The 19,263-nt window shown below is 70.4% G+C and carries 19 protein-coding genes; 10 read left to right on the top strand and 9 right to left on the bottom strand.

Annotated features, from left to right (window positions below):
- Together E1295_RS24465 and E1295_RS24460 are read right to left on the bottom strand one after the other, a co-directional pair.
- Window positions 1-397 (bottom strand): hypothetical protein (locus tag E1295_RS24465; protein WP_220448863.1); only part of this gene is annotated, 397 nt, incomplete at its 3' end.
- Between the two features lie 197 nt (window positions 398-594).
- Entirely contained in the window at window positions 595-963 is a 369-nt protein-coding gene (locus E1295_RS24460) for a hypothetical protein (protein ID WP_132633020.1), read from the bottom strand.
- Window positions 964-1,281: 318 nt separating this feature from the next.
- Here E1295_RS24460 and E1295_RS24455 point away from each other — a divergent pair, with 318 nt between their 5' ends.
- The 4 genes from E1295_RS24455 to E1295_RS24440 are packed head-to-tail and all read left to right on the top strand — an operon-like array spanning window position 1,282 to window position 6,505.
- Window positions 1,282-2,613, top strand: a complete 1,332-nt coding sequence (locus tag E1295_RS24455; protein WP_132633018.1) for an ABC transporter substrate-binding protein — start codon at window positions 1,282-1,284, stop codon at window positions 2,611-2,613.
- Window positions 2,613-3,527 carry a carbohydrate ABC transporter permease gene (locus E1295_RS24450; protein ID WP_132633016.1) on the top strand — a complete coding sequence of 305 codons (915 nt, stop codon included), beginning with the start codon at window positions 2,613-2,615 and terminating at the stop codon, window positions 3,525-3,527. Before E1295_RS24455 ends, E1295_RS24450 begins: the two co-directional genes overlap by 1 nt.
- Window positions 3,524-4,333, top strand: a complete 810-nt coding sequence (locus E1295_RS24445; RefSeq protein ID WP_132633014.1) for a carbohydrate ABC transporter permease — start codon at window positions 3,524-3,526, stop codon at window positions 4,331-4,333. Before E1295_RS24450 ends, E1295_RS24445 begins: the two co-directional genes overlap by 4 nt.
- A gap of 3 nt (window positions 4,334-4,336) precedes the next feature.
- A complete protein-coding gene (locus E1295_RS24440) occupies window positions 4,337-6,505 on the top strand; it encodes a family 43 glycosylhydrolase (protein WP_132633012.1) in 2,169 nt (722 codons plus the stop codon).
- 69 nt (window positions 6,506-6,574) lie between these two features.
- Here E1295_RS24440 and E1295_RS24435 read toward each other — a convergent pair whose 3' ends face one another.
- Complete coding sequence (locus E1295_RS24435) at window positions 6,575-7,513, bottom strand: alpha/beta hydrolase (protein WP_132633010.1); 939 nt, start codon at window positions 7,511-7,513, stop codon at window positions 6,575-6,577.
- A gap of 59 nt (window positions 7,514-7,572) precedes the next feature.
- On the opposite strand from E1295_RS24435, the gene E1295_RS24430 reads away from it, so the two are divergent.
- Window positions 7,573-8,235 carry a TetR/AcrR family transcriptional regulator gene (locus E1295_RS24430; protein WP_132633008.1) on the top strand — a complete coding sequence of 221 codons (663 nt, stop codon included), beginning with the start codon at window positions 7,573-7,575 and terminating at the stop codon, window positions 8,233-8,235.
- A gap of 76 nt (window positions 8,236-8,311) precedes the next feature.
- On the opposite strand, the gene E1295_RS24425 is transcribed toward E1295_RS24430, so the two are convergent.
- Window positions 8,312-8,893 (bottom strand): copper chaperone PCu(A)C, encoded by a 582-nt coding sequence (locus E1295_RS24425; protein WP_132633006.1) that lies wholly within the window; start codon window positions 8,891-8,893, stop codon window positions 8,312-8,314.
- 180 nt (window positions 8,894-9,073) lie between these two features.
- Between E1295_RS24425 and E1295_RS24420 the strand changes: the two genes are divergently transcribed.
- Window positions 9,074-10,396 (top strand): MFS transporter, encoded by a 1,323-nt coding sequence (locus E1295_RS24420; protein WP_132633004.1) that lies wholly within the window; start codon window positions 9,074-9,076, stop codon window positions 10,394-10,396.
- A 179-nt stretch (window positions 10,397-10,575) separates the two neighbouring features.
- Window positions 10,576-11,436 (top strand): hypothetical protein, encoded by an 861-nt coding sequence (locus E1295_RS24415; protein ID WP_132633002.1) that lies wholly within the window; start codon window positions 10,576-10,578, stop codon window positions 11,434-11,436.
- 9 nt (window positions 11,437-11,445) lie between these two features.
- On the opposite strand, the gene E1295_RS24410 is transcribed toward E1295_RS24415, so the two are convergent.
- Both E1295_RS24410 and E1295_RS24405 read right to left on the bottom strand, forming a co-directional pair.
- A complete protein-coding gene (locus tag E1295_RS24410; protein WP_132633000.1) occupies window positions 11,446-11,649 on the bottom strand; it encodes a hypothetical protein in 204 nt (67 codons plus the stop codon).
- 230 nt (window positions 11,650-11,879) lie between these two features.
- Entirely contained in the window at window positions 11,880-12,284 is a 405-nt protein-coding gene (locus tag E1295_RS24405) for a RidA family protein (RefSeq protein ID WP_132632998.1), read from the bottom strand.
- 116 nt (window positions 12,285-12,400) lie between these two features.
- Here E1295_RS24405 and E1295_RS24400 point away from each other — a divergent pair, with 116 nt between their 5' ends.
- On the top strand, window positions 12,401-12,847 hold the full coding sequence (locus E1295_RS24400) for a DUF4383 domain-containing protein (protein WP_132632996.1): 447 nt from the start codon (window positions 12,401-12,403) through the stop codon (window positions 12,845-12,847).
- A gap of 128 nt (window positions 12,848-12,975) precedes the next feature.
- The gene (locus tag E1295_RS24395) at window positions 12,976-13,437 is read left to right on the top strand and encodes a hypothetical protein (RefSeq protein WP_132632994.1); all 462 of its coding nucleotides are present in this window, start codon (window positions 12,976-12,978) and stop codon (window positions 13,435-13,437) included.
- 61 nt (window positions 13,438-13,498) lie between these two features.
- Here the strand turns inward: E1295_RS24395 and E1295_RS24390 are convergent, their stop codons facing one another.
- Window positions 13,499-14,503: an MBL fold metallo-hydrolase gene (locus E1295_RS24390; RefSeq protein WP_132632992.1), complete on the bottom strand. Its 1,005-nt coding sequence runs from the start codon at window positions 14,501-14,503 to the stop codon at window positions 13,499-13,501.
- Window positions 14,504-14,620: 117 nt separating this feature from the next.
- Here E1295_RS24390 and E1295_RS24385 point away from each other — a divergent pair, with 117 nt between their 5' ends.
- Window positions 14,621-15,295, top strand: a complete 675-nt coding sequence (locus E1295_RS24385) for a TetR/AcrR family transcriptional regulator (RefSeq protein WP_166427389.1) — start codon at window positions 14,621-14,623, stop codon at window positions 15,293-15,295.
- Between the two features lie 8 nt (window positions 15,296-15,303).
- Here E1295_RS24385 and ctaD read toward each other — a convergent pair whose 3' ends face one another.
- Window positions 15,304-17,001: an aa3-type cytochrome oxidase subunit I gene (gene ctaD / locus E1295_RS24380; protein ID WP_132632988.1), complete on the bottom strand. Its 1,698-nt coding sequence runs from the start codon at window positions 16,999-17,001 to the stop codon at window positions 15,304-15,306.
- A 179-nt stretch (window positions 17,002-17,180) separates the two neighbouring features.
- Window positions 17,181-19,262, bottom strand: coding sequence for a SpoIIE family protein phosphatase (locus E1295_RS24375; protein WP_132632986.1), 2,082 nt, complete (start codon window positions 19,260-19,262; stop codon window positions 17,181-17,183).
- Window position 19,263: the final 1 nt, after the last annotated feature.

Genomic DNA, 19,263 nt, shown 5'->3' with positions numbered 1-19,263 from the left:
GGTGGGGTGGTCCGGGCTGATCGGGCATGGGGGCCTCGACCCCGGCCGGTGCGCTCTCCCCGGCCTGCGCCTGCTCCCAGAGCCCCCGCCACTCGCGCCTGACCTGCTCAGGGTCGCCGCCGAGCCGGTCGACCGCCAGGACCCTGACGAACTCCCACGTCGTCTCCCAGCTCGGCAGCGTGCTGCCCCGGGCGGCGGCCGCCAGCGACGACTTCGAGGCCGCCGCGCCGAGGCGGGTGGCCATGTCGGCGAACGACGGGTCGCCCGCCTTCGACTTGAGCTCCCAGAGGCGGTGGGCGAGCAGGGCGACGGGACCGGCGCCGGGGTCAGGCCGGATCGCCCGGCGCCCTCGCCGGGATCCCGTGCCTTCGTCCTGTGGTCCGGAGGACTCCGCCATCCCACCCCTGCTTCGGTCGAGCGCCCGTGCGGCTGGGGAGCCGCACCACGTCCAGACGGAACGAGGCTATCAAAGGCGTTCTCGTTGGAACGATCCCCGGCGGAGTGGGCCCCGGCCGGGTGGATGCCACCGCGAATCCGCTCGGCCGGGGTCCCGGCGCCTCGGCGATGAGCGCCCAGGCGATCAGGGGCGGCATGTCAGCCGCAGTGCGAGACCTCCTTGACGGTCTGCACGGTCGGGTGCGGGCCCTTGAACTTCTTCTTGTCGTAGTCGCCTCCGCGCACCCACACGCAGCCGTCCACGGCCTGCGCGACGCGGACCTTGATGCCCCGCGAGTGCTTGCACCGGTTGTGGAAGTAGACGGTGACGCTGCGGATGCCGTCGTCGCCGTAGGAGTAGCGGAAGCACCTGGTCTTGCCGCGGACGACGTCGAGGGCCCCCGCCTGGGACTGCGTGGAGACCGCCGGGCCCGCCGTGGCGAACGCCGGAGCGGCCGTCGCCGTACAGGTGAGTGTCGTGGCCGCCACGGATGCCGCGGCGAGCGTCGCCTTGGCACGAAAGCGCATGGAAATTCCCCCAAGTTGTGGATTCGGTGCTTTCGTTCCACACTTTTGCCCGCCGCCCCGGCCGGTGCCAAGCCATCAATGTCCGAACAATGTCCAGCGAATGTTGGACAATTCGCCGGGCGGGCTGAACAGCGGGCCGTCGATCGGGCTGGAGCGGATGCCGCCGGCGACGCGTAGTCCCTTGACGGGATCGCCCTGGGCCGGACGACGAGCACGACCGGCGTTTACAACGCTGTAACGACTTTCGCCGCGCCTGTTTACAACGTTAGAACCAACGATGTAGAACGAGGCAACATCACATGGGCAGGAGTGATTGACATGTCCCTGGAGAGCCTGACCCGGCGACGCGCGCTCGGCCTCGGCCTCGGCGCGATGGTGCTCGCGGGATGCGGCGGGGGCGGCGGCCCGAAGCAGGCGGCCCAGCAGTCGAGCGGACCGGCCACGGCGGCGCCCACCAGCTACACGGGGCCCGCGGTGTCCCTCGCCTTCTGGAACGGGTTCACCGGCGGCGACGGGCCGTTCATGAAGCGGCTGGTCGAGCAGTTCAACAGCGCCCACCCGAACATCAAGATCACGATGAACGTCTATCAGTGGTCCGACTACTACTCGAAGGTGCCGGCGGCGGTGTCCGCCGGGCGGGGGCCCGACCTCGGCATCATGCACGTCGACAGCGTCGCCACCAACGCCGCCCGGCAGGTCGTGCTGCCGCTCGACGACGTGGCCACCTCGCTCAGCCTGACCGAGGCGGACTTCTCGCCGCCCGTCTGGCAGGCCGGCGTCTACAAGGGCGCGCGCTACTCCATCCCGCTCGACGTGCACCCGCTCGGCATGTTCTACAACAGGACCGTCCTGTCCAAGGCGGGGCTCGACCCGGACAACCCGCCCAAGACGGGCGAGGAATACCTGGCCGCGCTGGAGGCACTGAAGAAGGCCGGCGTGCAGGGCCACTGGGCCACGCCGTTCCCCTTCACCGGGAGCATGCAGTTCGGCAGCCTGCTCCACCAGTTCGGCGGCCGGTTGTTCGCCGACGACGCCGGCGCCTCCCGCTTCGCCGAGGAGCCCGGCGTGCAGGCGCTGACCTGGCTGGTCGAGCTGGTCAACAAGGGCTACAGCCCGAAGAACGTGGGCCAGGACGCCGACTTCATCGCCCTGCAGAACGGCAAGGCCGCCTTCAACTGGAACGGCATCTGGTCCATCAACACGCTCAAGGAGCATAAGGACCTGGAGTGGGGCGTGGCGCCGCTGCCCCAGATCGGCCCGGAGCCCGCCGCCTGGGCCGGCTCGCACCAGTTCGTGATCTTCAAACAGCGCCGGCCCGACCAGAACAAGCTGACCGCCGCCAAGGTGTTCATCAACTGGATCAGCGGCCACTCCATCGAGTGGGCCAAGGCCGGTCAGGTTCCCGCCCGCAAGACCATCCGCGAGAGCGCGGAGTTCAAGGAGCTGAAGGAGCAGGCGGCGATCGGCTCCCAGATCGACCACCTGTACTTCCTGCCGCCCGTGGCCGGCATCGGCGACGCCTCCGCGGTGGTCGACCAGGCCGTCAACGCGGCGATCCTGCTGAAGAAGAGTCCCAAGGACGCCCTCACCGAGGCCGCGGCCAAGGCGGACAAGGTCCTCGAGCAGAACCGGAAGAAGTACGGCGCCTGATGGTCTCGCTCACGCTGAAGGGGGCCGCGTCCCGCACGGCCGCCGTCGTTCCCCGGTCGGGACGGGCCACCCCCTACCTCTTCCTGGCCCCCTACCTGCTGCTCTTCGTCGTGTTCGTGCTGGCTCCGGCGATCTACGGGATCTGGATCAGCCTGCACGACTGGGACTACCTGCTGGAGGCCAGGCCGTTCGTCGGGCTCGACAACTACACGGCCCTGCTCGACCCCGCCTCGGCGGTCTACGCCGACTTCTGGATGTCGATGCGGGCCACCGGCATCTTCACGCTGTTCAGCGTGCCGTTCCTGGTGGTGCTGCCGCTCGGGATGGCGCTGCTGCTCCACCGGCCGTTCAGGGGCCGGACGTTCTTCCGCGGGCTGTTCTTCGCGCCGTACGTGCTCGGCGTGGCCGTGGTCAGCCTGATGTGGCGGCTGCTGCTCGACCCGAACCTGGGCCTGATCGACTGGCTGCTCGGTACGGACATCGGCTGGACGACGTCGCTGCCCTGGGCGTGGATCGCGCTGGTCGGCGTGACCGTCTGGTGGACGATCGGCTTCAACGGCGTGATCTACCTCGCCGGCATCCAGGACATCCCGCGCGACCTCTATGACGCGGCCAAGGTGGACGGCGCCGGCAGGTGGGCCGAGTTTCGCCACGTGACGCTGCCCGGTCTGCGGCCCGTCGCGTTGTTCGTGGTCACCACGACGATCCTGGCCTCGGCCAACATGTTCGGCCAGTCGTACCTGCTGACGCAGGGAGCGCCGGGCGGCGAGACCAGGACGGCGATCTTCTACATCCTCGACCAGGGCCTCAGCCAGTACAAGATGGGCAGCGCCGCGGCCATGAGCTACGTGCTGACGCTCGCCCTGATCCTCGTCAGCGTGCTCAACTTCCGCCTGTTCAGGAGGCGCTCGTGAAGCGCTACACGCTGCTCGCCGCGCTGGCCGTGGTGTTCGTGGCGCCGCTGCTGTGGGCGCTCGGCACCTCGCTGAAGAGCCAGTCGGAGGCCACGAGGATGCCGCCGACATTGTTCCCGACCGAGCCGGTCACCCGGGCGTACGGCACGATCTTCGAGGGCACGACGCAGACCCCGGTGCTGCGCTGGTTCGCCAACAGCCTGATCGCGGCCACCCTGCACATGCTGCTCGTCCTGGTGGTCTCGTCGCTGGCGGCGTACGCGCTGGCCAGGCTGGAGTTCCGGGGCAAGCGGCTGATGTTCGCCGTCATCGTGGGCACGCTGCTGGTGCCGGGGTTCGTCTTCCTCATCCCGCAGTTCCTCATCATCGACCAGCTGGGCTGGCTCGACAGCCTGACCGCGTTGATCGTGCCGGGCGCGGCGGGCGCGTTCGGGGTGTTCTTCCTGCGCCAGTTCTTCCTCGGCCTGCCCCGCGAGCTGGACGAGGCCGCGCTGGTCGAGGGGGCCAACCACTGGCAGATCTTCACCAGGATCACGCTGCCGCTGTCGAAGCCGGCGCTGGCCACGCTGGCGGTGCTGAGCTTCCTGGCCAACTGGAACGACTTCATCTGGCCGATCTTCGTGATCTTCAGCCCGGAGTACTTCACGCTCCCGCCGGGATTGTCGATCCTCCAGGGCGCCTACACGATCGACTACCCGGTGATCATGGCGGGCGCCGTGCTGGCCAGTGTTCCGGTGCTGATCCTGTTCGCGCTGACCCAGCGCTACGTCATCGAGGGCATCTCCCGCAGTGGGCTGAAAGGCTGATACATGCACATCGCAGCGGTTGCCACGCTCATCCTGTCGCTCATCGGCAACCCGTCCTTCGACAATCCCGTGTCGCGGGACTTCGCCGACACCTTCGCCGACCCCGCGGTGATCCGCGGTCTCGACGGCTACTGGTACTCCTACGGCACCTCCGACCCGCTGCGCGAGGGCGACGGCGAACATCGGCGCCTGCCCATCGCCCGCTCCAGCGACCTGGTCGAGTGGACGTACGTGGGCGACGCGTTCGGCGAGGGCGACCTGCCGTCGTACGCGGACCCGGACACCCTGCTCTGGGCGCCGGACGTGCGCTATCTCGACGGCCGGTACGTCATGTACTTCACGGTCACCAACTCGGCGAGCACGCCGCACGAGTGGGACTACTCGATCGGGGCCGCCACCGCGCCCACGCCGGCGGGGCCGTGGACGCCCGCGCCGGAGCCGGTGGTGCCGCCCCGCCCGTCCGGCGACGCGTACTGGAACACGATCGACCCCGCGCAGTTCACCGACGTGGACGGCAAGAAATACCTGTATTTCGGCGGATTCTTCGGGGGGGTGTGGGTGAGCGAGCTGTCCGCGGACGGTCTCGAACCCGTCGGCGAGCCCACCCAGGTCGCCGTGGACAACAAGTTCGAAGGCGCGTACGTCGTGCGCCGCGACGGCTACTACTACCTGCTGGCCTCGTCGGCGAACTGCTGCGCCGGCCCCACCACCGGCTACTCGGTGCTGGCCGGGCGCGCCACCAGCCCGCTCGGGCCGTTCACCGACCGGGAAGGACAGCCCCTGCTCGCCTCCCGCGCCGGGGGCACCCCCGTGCTCGCGCAGAACGGCAACCGCTGGATCGGCGTCGGCCACCACTCCCAGCTCACCGACCTGGCCGGGCAGGACTGGATGCTCTACCACGCGATCGACCGCGACGACCCGTTCCTGGACGAGCCGTACGGCGTCAACGAGCGGCCCATGCTGCTCGACCGGCTCGACTGGATCGACGGCTGGCCGGTCGTCCGCGCCGGCGCGGGACCGTCAGAACGCTCCTCGGAGCGGCCCGTGACGAGCGGGCGCGTGCACGAACGATTCTCCGGCGACCTGTCCGGGTGGCGTGACACCGGAGGCTGGGCCGTACAGGACGGACATGTCCGGCACACCGGGGACGCGCAGGCGACGCTGACGTCCAGGAAGGGCCTCGGCGGGGACCGCCGGGCCGAGACCGACCTCCGGCTCGCCGGCGCGCGGCCCGGCGACGCGGCGGGGCTGCGGATCGGCGCGGCCACCGCGGTGGTGTCGGACACCGGCCTGACCGTCACGGCGGAGGGCGAACGCCGTACGGCAGCGCTGCCCGGAGGCGCCGCCACCTGGCGGAACCTGGCCGTCACGGTCAAGGGCCGGACGATCACCGCCGAGGTGACCTCGGCCCGGCTCGGCGACCCCCAGGCCACCGTGAGCCTGGACGCGCGCGTCCCGCTGTCCGGCACGCTCGGGCTGGTCGCCAAGGGCACGGCGGAGTTCGACAACGTCAGCGCGGCCCGGCTCGCCAAGCCGGTCACCCGCAGGGCACCGGTCCCCGAGCCCGGCAGGAAACTCGACGCCGACGAGTTCGCCACCCTGGACCGCGCCTGGGAGTGGGTGCGCGAGGACCCCGCCGCCCGCGTCGCCGGGGGCGCGCTGCGCTGGCCGGTGCAGGACGCCGACCTGGTGGGCACCGGCAACACGGCGAGCGTGCTGCTGCGCACGCCGCCGCGCGGCGACTACATCGTCGAGACCAAGGTGACGCTCGACCTCGGCGAGGACACCGTACGCAACCACCAGCAGGCCGGACTCGTCGCCTACGCCTCCGACGACGACTTCGCCCGGCTCTCGCAGGTGGCCATCTGGAACACCCGGCAGGTGGAGTACGGCCGCGAACTGCCCTTCGCCGGCAAGCTGTCGTACGGCGGGAACATCGGCGGGCCGCCGGCCAGGACGACCTGGCTCCGGCTCGCCCACCACGTGGACAGGAAGACCGGGGAACACGAGTTCCGCGCCGGGTCGAGCCGTGACGGCAGGACGTGGACGTGGTCAGGGGTGTGGACGTTCGGCAAGGACACCTCCCCGCGCATCGGCCTGGTCGCCCACGGCGGGGCGCAGCCCGCGGTGGAGGCGGAGTTCGACTACGTGCGCTTCTACCGCACCCGCTGACGGGCGTGCGCCGCGGTGGTGTCAGGCGGTCGTGCCGGGCGGAGGAACGCCCGGCACGCCGCGGCGGTGTCAGGCGGCGAGCCGGTCCCGCAGGTACGCCGCGACCTGCGCCTGCCACTCGCGCGCCGACTCCAGCATCGCGGTCATCTCGTGCGATCCGTGGACGTGTCCCGGCCAGCAGGTCACCTGGGCCGCGACCCCCGCCTTGGCCAGTGCCTGCGCGTACGCGTCGCCGTCGCCGCGGAGGATGTCGTACTCCGCGGTCATGATCAGGGCGGGCGGCAGCCCCGTCAGGTCGTCCGCCAGCAGCGGCGAGGCGTAGGCGTTGCGGCGGTGCTCAGGAGCGCAGTACTGCTCGATGTTCGCGGCGAGCTCCTCCTGCGTCAGCACGACGGCTCCGAGGTCGGGGGTCTGCCTGCTCGCCGCGAGGTCGAGCACGGGGATCTCCAGCACCTGGGCGCGCAGCGCGGGCCCGCCCTGGTCGAGGAGCATGAGGGCGGTGGCGGCGGCCAGGTTGGCGCCGGAGGAGTCGCCGCCGATCGACAGCCGCGCGGGGTCGACGCCGAGCAGGTCCGCCTGGGCGGTGACCCACCGTACGGCGGCGTGGCAGTCGTGGACCGGCACGGGAAAGCGGTGCTCGGGCGCGAGCCGGTGGGCGACGGAGACCACCACGCAGCCGGCGTCGGCGGCCAGGCGGGCGCAGACGGCGTCGCGGTGGCGCAGCTCGCCGAGCCACCACCCGCCCCCGTGGACGTAGACGTGGCAGGGCAGCGGCCCGGGACGCCCGGGCGTGTAGCAGCGCACCGTGATGCGCCCGCCGTCCACCTCGACCTCGTGGTCCACGACCGTCACGGGCGGCGCGGGCCGCGCCACCGTGGCGGCCCGCTGGTCCATGCCGCGGTGGATGGCGGCGCGTCGTTCGGCGACCGGTGTGGAGGCGTCCGGTAAGTGTTCACGGGCCTGCTGGATCCGGGCCAGAAGCGGGACGAGCTCGGGAAGCACCGGCATGGTCGGGCCTTTCGATACAGTGGCTGTAAGTTTCAGTCACTGTAACCGAGGGGCGATCGATGGTCGAGGGCGTCCGCGAGCTGAAGAAGCGCGAAACCAGGCGGCGCATCGCCGAGACGGCCCTGCGGCTGTTCGCCGTCCACGGGTTCGACGTGGTCACCGTGGCGGAGGTCGCCAAGGCGGCCGGGGTGACCGAGAAGACGGTCTTCAACCACTTCGAGACCAAGGAGGACCTCGTCTACAGCGAGGACCGGGCCTTCGAGGCGGAGCTGCTGGAGAGCGTACGCACCCGGCCGGCCGGCGAGCCCGCGCTCGCCGCCGCCGGACGTTTCCTGCTCGGCCGATACCGGCGCCTCACGATCGACCCGGCGTCGGGGGAGCGGGCGCGCATGTTCGCGACCCTCGTCGCGTCGAGCCCGGCGCTGCGGACCCGGGAACGGCGGATCCACTCCCGCTACGCCGACGCCCTGTGCGCGCTGATCGCTGAGGAACAACGTGCGGGGGCCGGCGACCTGCGTCCCCGGCTGCTCGCCGAGGCGCTGATGGCCGTGCACAGGGAGTCGCTGGCCATGATGCGCGCGGGCCTGCTGGAGGGCACGCCGGTCGACGAGCTCGGGCCGCGCGCCGTCACCGCCGCCCGGCGCGGCCTCGCCCTGCTCGCCGACGGCTTCGCCGGCTACGCCGCCGACCGCCCGGGTGACGCGTCCGCATCTTCCTCGTAGCCGTCACCCCGGCCGCCCTGAGCCTCCCCGAGCTGATCCGGCGCCGGGCGGCACGAGGAGCTGCGGCCGGGTGCGGTCAGGGGTTGTCCATGCCTGGTCCGCGGGAGCTGCCCGGGGTGCCGGTGCCGTTGCCGGTGGACGTCGGTGACGGGCTCGGCGGGGCTGTGCCGGGTGACGTGGGCGACGGCGGGCCGGCGGGCGACGGCGTCAGGTGGGCGAAGTGGCCCGTACGCGGCTTGACCGGCACGGTCACCCGGATCGGAGGCGCCCCGCGGAAGGTGAACGTCATCGGCACCGCGCCGCCCCGGATGCCGCTGGCCGTGGCGAGAGGCTGCTCGCCCATGCCGACGGGCTGCTGGGGAGGCAGGTTGATGGGACCGGGCAGTTGCACGGAGCCGCCACCTTCGACGGTGATCCGTTCGAGTTGCAGGGGTTGGTCGCCGGCGTTGAGCAGCACGCCGTACAGGGGGAACTGCGGCGGCGGCTTGGCCGGGTCCGCGCCGCCCAGGAGGAAGGCGTTGCGCAGGCGCACGCCGTTGCGCCCGTCGGCGTTGGTGCCGTCGTTCTGCGGATGCCACTGCACGGTGTCGATCCCCAGTTTCGCGCACCCGCCGGCCGCCAGTGCCAGGGCGACCATGGCAGAGACGATGGGACGCATCGCACCCACCCCTTTCGGCACCTCCGTCGTAGCCGGTCGCTACCCCTGACGGTCCGGCCGAACCGCCGCCGCTCGGAAACCCCTGCGTACGCGGGGATTGCGGCGAAAAAGTGCCTGATGACCATCGGCGACGCGTCCTGTAGCGTCGCGGGTAACGCGGCACTACCGGAGGAGCGGTAGATGGCAGAGGACCAGCGACTCGACGCGACGGATCAGCAGAAGCGACGGCAGGTGGTCCGGGCGGTGATCGCCTCCGCCGTCGGCACCTCGATCGAATGGTACGACTTCTTCCTGTACGGCTTCGCCGCCAGCACCATCTTCGCGGAGCTGTTCTTCCCCACGAACGATCCGACGACCGGCCTCCTGCTCGCCCTCGGCACCTACTTCGGCGGGTTCGCCGCCCGCCCGATCGGCGCGGCGATCTTCGGCCACTACGGTGACCGCATCGGCCGCAAGGCCACCCTCATCATCACGCTCATGACCATGGGCGTCGCCACCGCCCTCGTCGGCCTGGTGCCGACCTACGCGCAGATCGGCATCTGGGGCGGCATCCTGCTGACGCTGCTCCGCCTCCTCCAGGGCATCAGCGTCGGCGGCGAGTGGGGCGGGTCCGTGCTCCTCGCCACGGAGTGGGGCAAGACACGCGGCGGCCGGCGCGGCTTCCTGGGCAGCTGGCCGCAGTTCGGGGTCCCGGTCGGGCTCGTGCTCGGCTATCTCGCGTTGCAGATCTTCCAGCCGCTCGACCCCTACTGGGGCTGGCGCATCCCGTTCCTGCTCAGCATCGTGATGGCCGCGGTCGGCCTCTACATCAGGCTCGGCATCCTGGAGACGCCGGTCTTCACCAAGGTCCTGCGGGAGAACAAGGTCGAGCGTGTCCCCGTACGCCAGGTCATCGTGAAGAACTGGCGGGAGATCGTGCTGAGCGCTCTGCTGCGCACGGGCCAGCAGGCGCCGTTCTACATCTTCACCGTCTTCATCCTCACCTACGCCACCAGGACGCTCGGCTTCGAGGCGAGCGATGTCTACCTGTACGTCATCGTCGCGGGCGTCGTCTCGTTGGTCACCGTGCCGTTCTGGGGCTACATCTCCGACCTGGTCGGCCGCCGGCGGCTCTACATCATCGGCGCCGCGACCATGGTGGTCTGGTCGTTCATCTACTGGCCGCTGCTCGACACCCGGGTGCCGGCGCTGGTGTTCCTGGCCATCGTGGCGGCCGCGCCCATCCACGACATCCAGTACGGTCCGCAGGCCACGTTCATCGCCGAGAGCTTCACGGGCCGCTTACGCTACAGCGGCGCCTCGCTCGGCTACCAGCTGGCCTCGGTCACGGCGGGCGGGCCCGCGCCCCTGATCGCCGTCTGGCTGTACGCCACCTACGAGAGCTCGTTCGCCATCGCCGTCTACATGGCCATCTGCGGCCTGATCAGCGTGGCGGCCGCGTACGCGCTGAAGGACCGCTCCCACATGGACTACGCGGTCGAGTATGACGAGGCCGCTCCCTAGCGGCATGCTTCGACGATCCTCGAAAGGACAGCCGGCCTCCCGCCCGCGCGCCTAGCGTCGGGCGGGAAGCCGTACGGCTTGCCGAGCGGGGGAAGGAAGCCGACATCACCATGCAAGCGAGTCCCTGCGCGCGCTGTGGAGCTCCGGTCCTGGCCGACGGGAACGCGCCGGGATGGTGGGTGGACCAGTGGAACGGGCGGCACTGCGGGGGCGAGCCGCGCTTTCCGCACCTGGCGCCGCGCAAGAAGCAGGGCAACACGCTCTGGATCGTCGTGGGGTGCGTGGCCGCCGTGGCCGTGCTGGCGGCGGCGGCCGTGGTGGTGGTCGTCCTCAACCGGGGGCAGGACGAGCCCGCCGTGGCGCAGGTGGCGCCGACCCGGCCGAGCGCTCAGGCGGAGCAGCCCTCCGCGTCGGCCAGCGCGACGCCGGACCGGCCGAAGGCGGCCGAGGCGCCGGTGCCCTGCGAGGAGGGAAAGGAGCGCGGCCCCTACTGCTTCCCGCCCACGACGCGCGGGGCCGGCTTCCTGGCCCGCGTCGAGAAGGCGATGAAGTGGCGGTGCTACAAGGCGGGGGAGAAGGACCCCTCCGGCCTCGAGGTGCGCAACGCCGAGTGCCAGGCCGTGAACACCGTCGACCAGTCGTACACGAAGCGGGTGTCCATCGGCTACCGCACCCACGACCGTGACGAGGACGGCGTGATGAACGAGGTCTCCGTCGTGGCCTCGACGCACGCCGAGAACAGGGGCACCACGGCCAAGAACACCGAGGCGCTGGCCGTCGACGCGTTCGAGATCGCGGTGACCCACCTGTGGCCCGGCAACAAGAAGCTGCAGAGCGAGGCGAAGCGGGCCCTCGCCAAGGCGCAGCGCCAGTGCAAGCCGGACTACGAGCCGCAGTCGGTGCCGCTCTCGGTCGGCTACACGGTGGGGTGCGGGGCCCCCATTCCCATCGTGGTGACCAACAAGAAGGGCACGCCGGTCATGACCATCACGCAGTCGCTGGACATCTCGGTCCCCTTCGACTACGGCTGGGACGACTGACGCGGGAGGTCAGACCAGGCCGACCATGAATCCCTCGTCCTTGATCCCCAGGTAGGCCGCCGGGCGGAAGCGCCGCATGCCCTCCTCGAAGATCACCGCGGGGGCCTTGGCGTCGTTGCCGACGTCGATCACCACGGGAGGCGGCGCCGGCGCGGGATGCTGCTGCGGTGGGTACGGGTGGGGGAAGGGTGGTTGCTGGGAGCCGTACGTCATGGACGTGCACGTTAGCGGCGAGGGGTGCCTGTCTCCGCACGTTTCGGCGTTTTGTGAAGAGTCATGGTCGCGGGCCGGTCCGTCACAGGAGCAGGTTGATGACGATCGTCAGAAGGATCGACAGGACGATGGAGATCGCAATCATGGTCAGGCATCCGGCCCATCCTCCGAGGGGCCGGACCTCCCAGTTCCCGAGGCGCATGACCGGGGGCTACCCGCCCGTGGCGGACCTAAGCGATCACGGCTACGGCTTCCACCTCGACGAGCTGCTGGTCGTAGCCCAGCACGGTGACGCCCAGCAGCGTGCTGGGCACGTCGTGCGCCCCCATGTACTCCCGGTAGACCTGCCAGGCCGTGACCAGGTCGGCCTGGCGCGACGAGGCGACGTAGACCGTGGTCTTGACGATGTCGGTCAGCGAGGCTCCCGCGGCGTCGAGCGCGGAGACGAGGTTGCGCATCACCTGATGGGCCTGCTCCGCGTAGTCGCCCGGCGCCACGGTCGCGCCGTCGGCGTCGAGCGGGCAGGCGCCCGCCAGCCAGATGGCGCGAACCGGCGCGTCCACCGCCGCCGCGTAGGCGTATTCGACGTCCTGCGTGAGCCGGTCGTCACGGATCAGCCTCACACCTGTGCTCATTACCTCTCCATCGTCGCGTGGGTCTCTCGTGCGTCGCCCAACGATACGCAGGCCCGCGTGCGACTTATCCGCCCGGGCAGGGGTAGCGGTAAGCGACCAACCCAAGGAGGCTCACGATGAGTACTTCGCACAAGTCGGCCACGCGCTCGCCGGTGCAGGTCGCCGCGCTGGTCGTCGGCCTGGTGTTCCTGCTCGTCGGAGTGCTTGGATTCATTCCGGGCATCACCACCAACTACGGCTCCATGCAGTTCGCCAGCCACCACTCCGAGGCGATGTTGCTCGGCATCTTCCAGGTGTCGATCCTGCACAACATCGTGCACCTGCTCTTCGGTGTCGCCGGTGTCATGCTGGCCCGGTCGTGGTCGGGCGCGCGGGCCTACCTGATCGTCGGCGGCATCATCTACCTGGTGCTCTGGCTGTACGGCCTGCTCATCAACCAGGAGAGCGCGGCCAACTTCGTACCTCTCAACACCGCCGACAACTGGCTCCACCTGGTCCTGGGCGTCGGCATGATCGCGCTGGGGGTGCTGCTGACCCGTGGCCGTGCGGCGGTCACACGCTGATCTGGCGGTCGGCGGGGGCCTGACGTACCTACGTACCCGTATACGGGTAGCGATATAGGGGTTTCTCACGTCCCGTCCCTCGGTGGGCGACAGGCATGCTGTCAGCGTGTCACCAGAGGGGAGGGGCCATGCTGCGAGCCACCGAGCAGCCGCAGAACGCCCGCATGAGTCTGGAAGCCCTGTCGGGGAACCGGTTGCTCGCCTTGAAGGACGGCTTCGCCCTGCGGGCCGGCCTGGGCGGTGACGAGCAGGTGGTGACCTGGGAGTTGTCGGCGACGCCGTCCGCGGTGCCGAGCGCCCGGCGGATGGTCGCGTCCCGGCTGCGGGCATGGGGGCTGCGGGACCGGGCCGAGGCCGCCGAGACGCTGGCCGGCGTGCTGGTCGGCCAGGCGCTGCGGCTCGCCGCAGGCAAGATCACGGTCAGCCTGTCCGCCGAGGACGGGTGGTGCAGGTGCGAGGTCGAGCAGTGCCCTCGTCCGGACGGCCGGACGCGGGACCTCCTCGACCGCCTGGCCTGCTGCTGGGGTGTCGTCCGGACGGCCGGCGGGGAGGCCGTCTGGTTCGAGCTTCCCGAAGCCGGGCGTCGCTGAGCCCCCTCCGCACCCGGGCCGGGACCGGCGCGACCGGCCCCGGCCCGCGGGTGTGCCGCTGTCAGGAGACCTTCTCGCAGATGCGATAGGTCGTCAGCACGCAGATGCGGTGAAGCTGGCGGCACAGGCCGAGATAGTCCGCCTTCGTGGGCGCCGAAGGGCTGGTGTAGACGTCCAGCCTGGCCGCGAACTCCGGGTCCAGCCCACCGGCCCACGGGTCGGTGCACCGGTCGTAGACCTCGTCGATCGGGACGCCCGCCCGGTAGGCCGTGCTCACCTCCTCCTGGAGCCGTTCGAGGTAGGCGATCAGCGCGTCGATGGCCTGCGGCCCGTCGCCCATCGGACCGTGGCCGGGGACGATGGTCTCCAGCTCGGGCAGGCCCGCCTTCATCGCGCGGAGCCCGTGGAGGTACGGCACCGGGCCGCCCTGCAGCATCATGTGCGCCGACCCGGCCGGGCACAGGAAGTTGCCCGTCCAGGCGGTGCGCGCCGACGGGACGTAGACGATGGTGTCGCCTGGGCCGTTGCCCGGGCCGAAGCGGTGCAGCTCCACGGTGGTGCCACCCAAGTCGATCTCGGCCCGGGTGTCGAAGACCACGTCCGGCAGCCGCCAGGTGGTGAAGGCGTCGAACTCGGCCTCGGCGCCGTACATGTTGCCTGCGCGCATCTCCTTCTCGTACGCCAGGTCGTTCATGTTGTCGCGGTTCTCCCGCGAGGTGATCACGGTCACGTCGTCGGGGAAGGCGATGTTCCCGAACGTGTGGTCGCCGTGGTAGGTCGTGTTGGCCAGGTAGCGCAGCGGCCGGCTGGTCACCTCTCCGGCCACGCGCTGCACCTGCGCGCCGACGGCCGGGGTCACACCGGAGTCGATGATCAGTGACGCCTTCGTGCCGGAGACGACGCCGTTGTTGTCCTTGGGCGGGACGTTGGCCATGAGCGCGTGGACGCCCTGGCCGAGCTCCTGCGCCCGCAGTTCCAGGCCGACCGGGCTGAGGTTGGGGCCGTAGTACTCCGGTGGGCGTTCTCTGATCTCGCGGTCGAGCAGGTGGTCGGAGAGCTCGGACATGAACGGAACTCCTGTCCTCGTGGGCCGCCGCGTGCCGGCGGCCGGTTCCTCGATATTAAGCAAGCGATCGATTAATATGCAAGCATGGACCTGAGGGACCGCCTACCATCGGTCGGTGTGGGCACGACGACGGGCAGGCCGCGCCGGGTGGGACGGCCGCGCAAGGAAGACGCCAAGGACACGCGGGCCGTGCTGCTGGCGGCCGCCCTCGACCTGTTCGTCGAGAAGGGTTACGCCGCCACGTCCGTCCGCATGATCGCCAGAGCCGCCGGGCTCAGCGACGCCGGCCTCTACGGCCACTTCGCCGGCAAACGCGCGATCTACGACGAGCTGCTGGCCTCGGCCGGCCCCGGCGCGGTGGGGCAGGTGATCGCGGAGCTGTTCCCCGATCCTCAGGCGACGCCGGACGACCCCGAGAGGTTCCTGCGCGGCTGCGTCGCCCGCATGATCGAGTTCTTCGAGGAGCCGGCGGCGCGCAAGTTCAGCCGGCTGCTGCTGCGTGAGGAGATCGCCGACAACCCCGGCGTCGTCAACGAGATGATCTCGCAGGGCACGCGGACGCTCGGGCCCATCTTCTCCCGGTGGGCCGGGCGCGGCCTGCTCTCGCCGCGCGTGCGGGCGCGGTTGCTCGCAGGCGAGCTGGACGGCCGCGAACTGGCCTGGCAACTGCTGTCACCGCTGGTGTTCATCCGGCTCACCTACCTGCACGGCCCCGACGACCTGCATGACGAGGGCAGGCGGCGGGCCGCCTCGCACCTGGAGCTCTTCCTCGACGCGGCCGTCCGCGGCTAGCGCGTGGCTCAGGTGTCGCGTTTCGCCTGCTCGATCTCCGCGTCGTGCTGAGGGTGCCACATGTGCGGATAGTGCAGGTCGAAGGCCGGCCGTTCGGAGCGGATGCGCGGCATGGACGTGAAGTTGTGCCGCGGCGGCGGGCAGGAGGTGGCCCATTCCAGGGAGTTGGAGAAGCCCCACGGGTCGTCCACGGTGACCCGCACGCCGCTGCGCGCGGTCTTCCAGACGTTGTAGAGGAACGGCAGCGTCGACAGGCCGAGGATGAAGGCGCCGACCGAGGAGACCAGGTGCAGGCCGGTGAAGTGGTCGATGGCGCTGTAGTCGGCGTAGCGCCGGGGCATCCCGGCCATGCCCAGCCAGTGCTGGACGAGGAACGTCGTGTGGAAGCCGATGAACAACGTCCAGAAGTGCCAGACGCCGAGCCGGTTGTCGAGCATCTTGCCGGTCATCTTCGGCCACCAGAAGTAGAACCCGGCGAACATGGCGAACACGACGGTGCCGAACACGACGTAGTGGAAGTGCGCGACGACGAAGTACGAGTCGTGCGTCTGGAAGTCGAGCGGCGGCGAGCCCAGGATGACCCCGGTCAGCCCTCCCAGCAGGAACGTCACCAGAAACCCGACCGAGAACAACATCGGCGCCTCGAAGCTCAGGTGCCCGCGCCACATCGTGCCGATCCAGTTGAAGAACTTCACGCCCGTCGGCACCGCGATGAGGAACGTCATGAACGAGAAGAACGGCAGCAGCACCTGCCCGGTCGCGAACATGTGGTGCGCCCAGACCGTCATCGACAGCCCGGAGATGGCGATGGTCGCGCCCACGAGCCCGATGTAGCCGAAGATCGGCTTGCGGCTGAAGACCGGGATGACCTCGGTGATGATGCCGAAGAACGGCAGCGCGATGATGTAGACCTCGGGATGGCCGAAGAACCAGAACAGGTGCTGCCACAGCAGCGGCCCGCCGTTCTCCGGCAGGTAGACCTGCGTGCCCAGCTTGCGGTCCGCCTCCAGGGCCAGCAGCGCGGCGGCCAGCACGGGGAACGCCATCAGCACGAGCATGCTGGTCAGCAGCACGTTCCAGGTGAAGATCGGCATGCGGAACATGGTCATGCCGGGGGCGCGCATGCACACGATGGTGGTGAAGAAGTTCACCGCGCCCAGGATGGTCCCGAGACCGGCCATCACGAGCCCCGTGATCCACAGGTCACCGCCCGTGATGGGGCTGTAGACCATGTCCGCCAGCGGCGTGTACGCCGTCCAGCCGAAGTCGGCCGCCCCGTCGGCGGTGAAGAACCCGCTCATCACGATCAGCCCGCCGAACAGGAACAACCAGAAGCTGACCGCGTTCAGGCGAGGAAAGGCGACGTCCGGCGCGCCGATCTGCAGCGGCATGATCACGTTGGCGAATCCGGCGAACAACGGCGTGGCGAACAGCAGCATCATGATCGCGCCGTGCATGGTGAACAGCTGGTTGTACTGCTGCGGATTGACCAGCTGCAGCCCGGGCTGGGCCAGCTCCCCCCGGATGACCAGCGCCATGAGACCGGCCAGGAGGAAGAAGGTGAACGACGCGATCAGGTACATGTAGCCGATCACCTTGTGATCGGTCGAGGACAGCCAGACCGCGATGAGCCGGCCCTTACGGCGGACCCGTGACGGCTCCGGCGGCGAGGAGAGCGGCTCGTCCCGGGGCTTGAAGGTGGTCATGTATGATCTCCGTCTTCCAGCGGGCATCGACCGGCCACGCCCCCTGGACGAAGCGTGGCCCGCCACCTGCCTGACCAGCGTTCGCTACCCCGGCCCTCCTGCCCGAATCGCCGCCATACCGCGTGACGGACGATCTGTTACGCCCCCATGGAGGACGGCCGCGCGCGTGGAGAACCACTTCAACGGTTCTCGACCGGACTCCGGTCGTTCGCCTCGTGCCGGCCGGGCGGCTCGGGCAGGCGCAGCGCGATCATGGCCACGTCGTCGTCGGCCGACAGCGGCAGGGCGCTGAGCAACTCGTCACAGAACCGGTCGAGAGGCGCGCGGGCGAGCGTGCACGCGTGCCTGCGCAGCCGTTCCAGGCCCTCGTCGAGGTGCTCGTCGTGCCGTTCCACGAGCCCGTCGGTGTAGAGCAGCAGCGTGCACAGCGGGGGCAGCGGCACCCGCGCGGACACGCACCGTGACTCGTACGGGATGCCGAGCAGCGGGTTGGCGCCGTCCTCGAGGTAACGGCCCCGCCCGTCCCCGGTGATCAGGAGGGGCGGCGGATGACCGGCCACCGCGTAGTTCAGCCGGTGACCGCCCTCGCCCTTCTCGACCCTGGCCAGCACACAGGTCGCGGTCTCCTCGCAGTAGAGGGTCTTCATCGCGATGTTGAGCCGGGAGAGGATCTCCCCCGGAGGCTCCTGCCGGTCCACGACCAGCCCTCTGAGCATGTTGCGCAGCTGGCCCATGGCGACCGCGGCGCGCAGGTCGTGGCCCGCGACGTCGCCGATGGCGAGCACGGTGGCGCCGTCGGGCAGCACGAACGAGTCGTACCAGTCGCCGCCCACGTCGGCGGCGGCGGGGCTGGCGCGGTAGCGCGCGGCGATCTGCATGCCGGGCACCCGCGGCGGCTGCGCCAGCAGGCTGTGCTGCAACGCCACCGCGATCTTGTGCGTGCGCTGGAACCGCATCGCGCTGCTCAGGCTGTCATGGGCCTGCTCGATCATCTCGCGCAGCATGGTGACAGTGCTCTGGCTGATCGGCGCACGGTCACCGCAGGCCGCCACCGTGACCACTGCCGCCAGCGTGCCGTCGATCACGACGGGCAGGAGGGCGAGGCTGTTGGCCCTGGTGGCCTCCAGCCACGTGCGCGTGCCCGCGGGTACGAGATCGCCCAGCTCCGATCCGGGGGCGAACGTCGTACGGAAGGGGCGCCGCCGGCGCACCACGGCGGCGAACCCGCTGTCGGCGGCCAGGCGTTCCTCGCTGAACGGCGGAAGCCTGGGCAGCCCGGCACGGGCCGCGGTGGCGATGCGCTCGGCCACGAAGTCGCCCCCTCGCGCCAGCCCGTCGGCCAGGTCGATCACCAGGTGCACGCTGCACCCGTCGGCCAGGTCGGGCACGATGACGTTCGCCAGCGCGCCGAGCATGCCCTCCAGGTTCGTCCGGTCGGTCGTCGCCGCGGCGGCGGAGTCGAGCAGCCGCTGGCGCCGCTGCTCCTGCCACTGCTGCTCGATGTCGGTGCAGGTGCCCACCCACTCCACCAGGCGGCCGTCCTCCTGGATCGGCACGGCCCGCCCCTGGAAGTGCCGGTACGTGCCGTCGATCGTGCGGAGCCGGTAGACGTGCTCCCACACCTCGGAGACCTCCTTGACCGCGCGGTTCCACGACGACTGCGTGGAGGCCCGGTCGTCCGGGTGCACGGCGTTCATCCAGCCGTCGTCGCGGAAGTCGTCCCACGACTGGCCGGTCACCCGCTCCCATCCCGGGCTCGGCTCGATCACCAGGCCGCCGGGGTCGGCCACCCAGACGATCTGGGCGCTCACCCGGACCAGGCTCTGGTAGCGGCGCAGGATGCGGCGGCGCTCGTCGGCCACCGTCCGCAGCCGCTGCGCCACGGTGACCTGGTCGGTGACGTCCAGGAAGACCGCGAGGACGCCGTACGTGCCGTCCTCGAAGGCGATGCGTGAGAGGCTGAAGGTGAAGAACCGCTGGTGCTCCTCCGGGGCCTCGCCTCCGGGGGCGTCGGTGCGGACGACCGGCCCCCCCGTGCGCAGCACCTGGTCGAAGACGCGGGCGTAGTCCTCCTGGGCCACGCGGGGGAAGGCGTCCCTCAGCGGCGACCCGATCGGCCGCTCGCCGAACAACGACCGGTACGTCTTGTTGGTGTACAGCAGCCGGTGGTCGGGACCACGGGTCACCGCGACCCCCACGGGCGCCGGTTCCAGCACCTCGAAGGTCAGACCACTCACCCGCTGCCCGTAGACACCGTCCATT

The organism is Nonomuraea mesophila (assembly GCF_004352805.1).
In the GTDB taxonomy this organism is placed as follows: domain Bacteria; phylum Actinomycetota; class Actinomycetes; order Streptosporangiales; family Streptosporangiaceae; genus Nonomuraea; species Nonomuraea longispora.
This window is presented reverse-complemented; position numbering and strand designations above follow the sequence as displayed.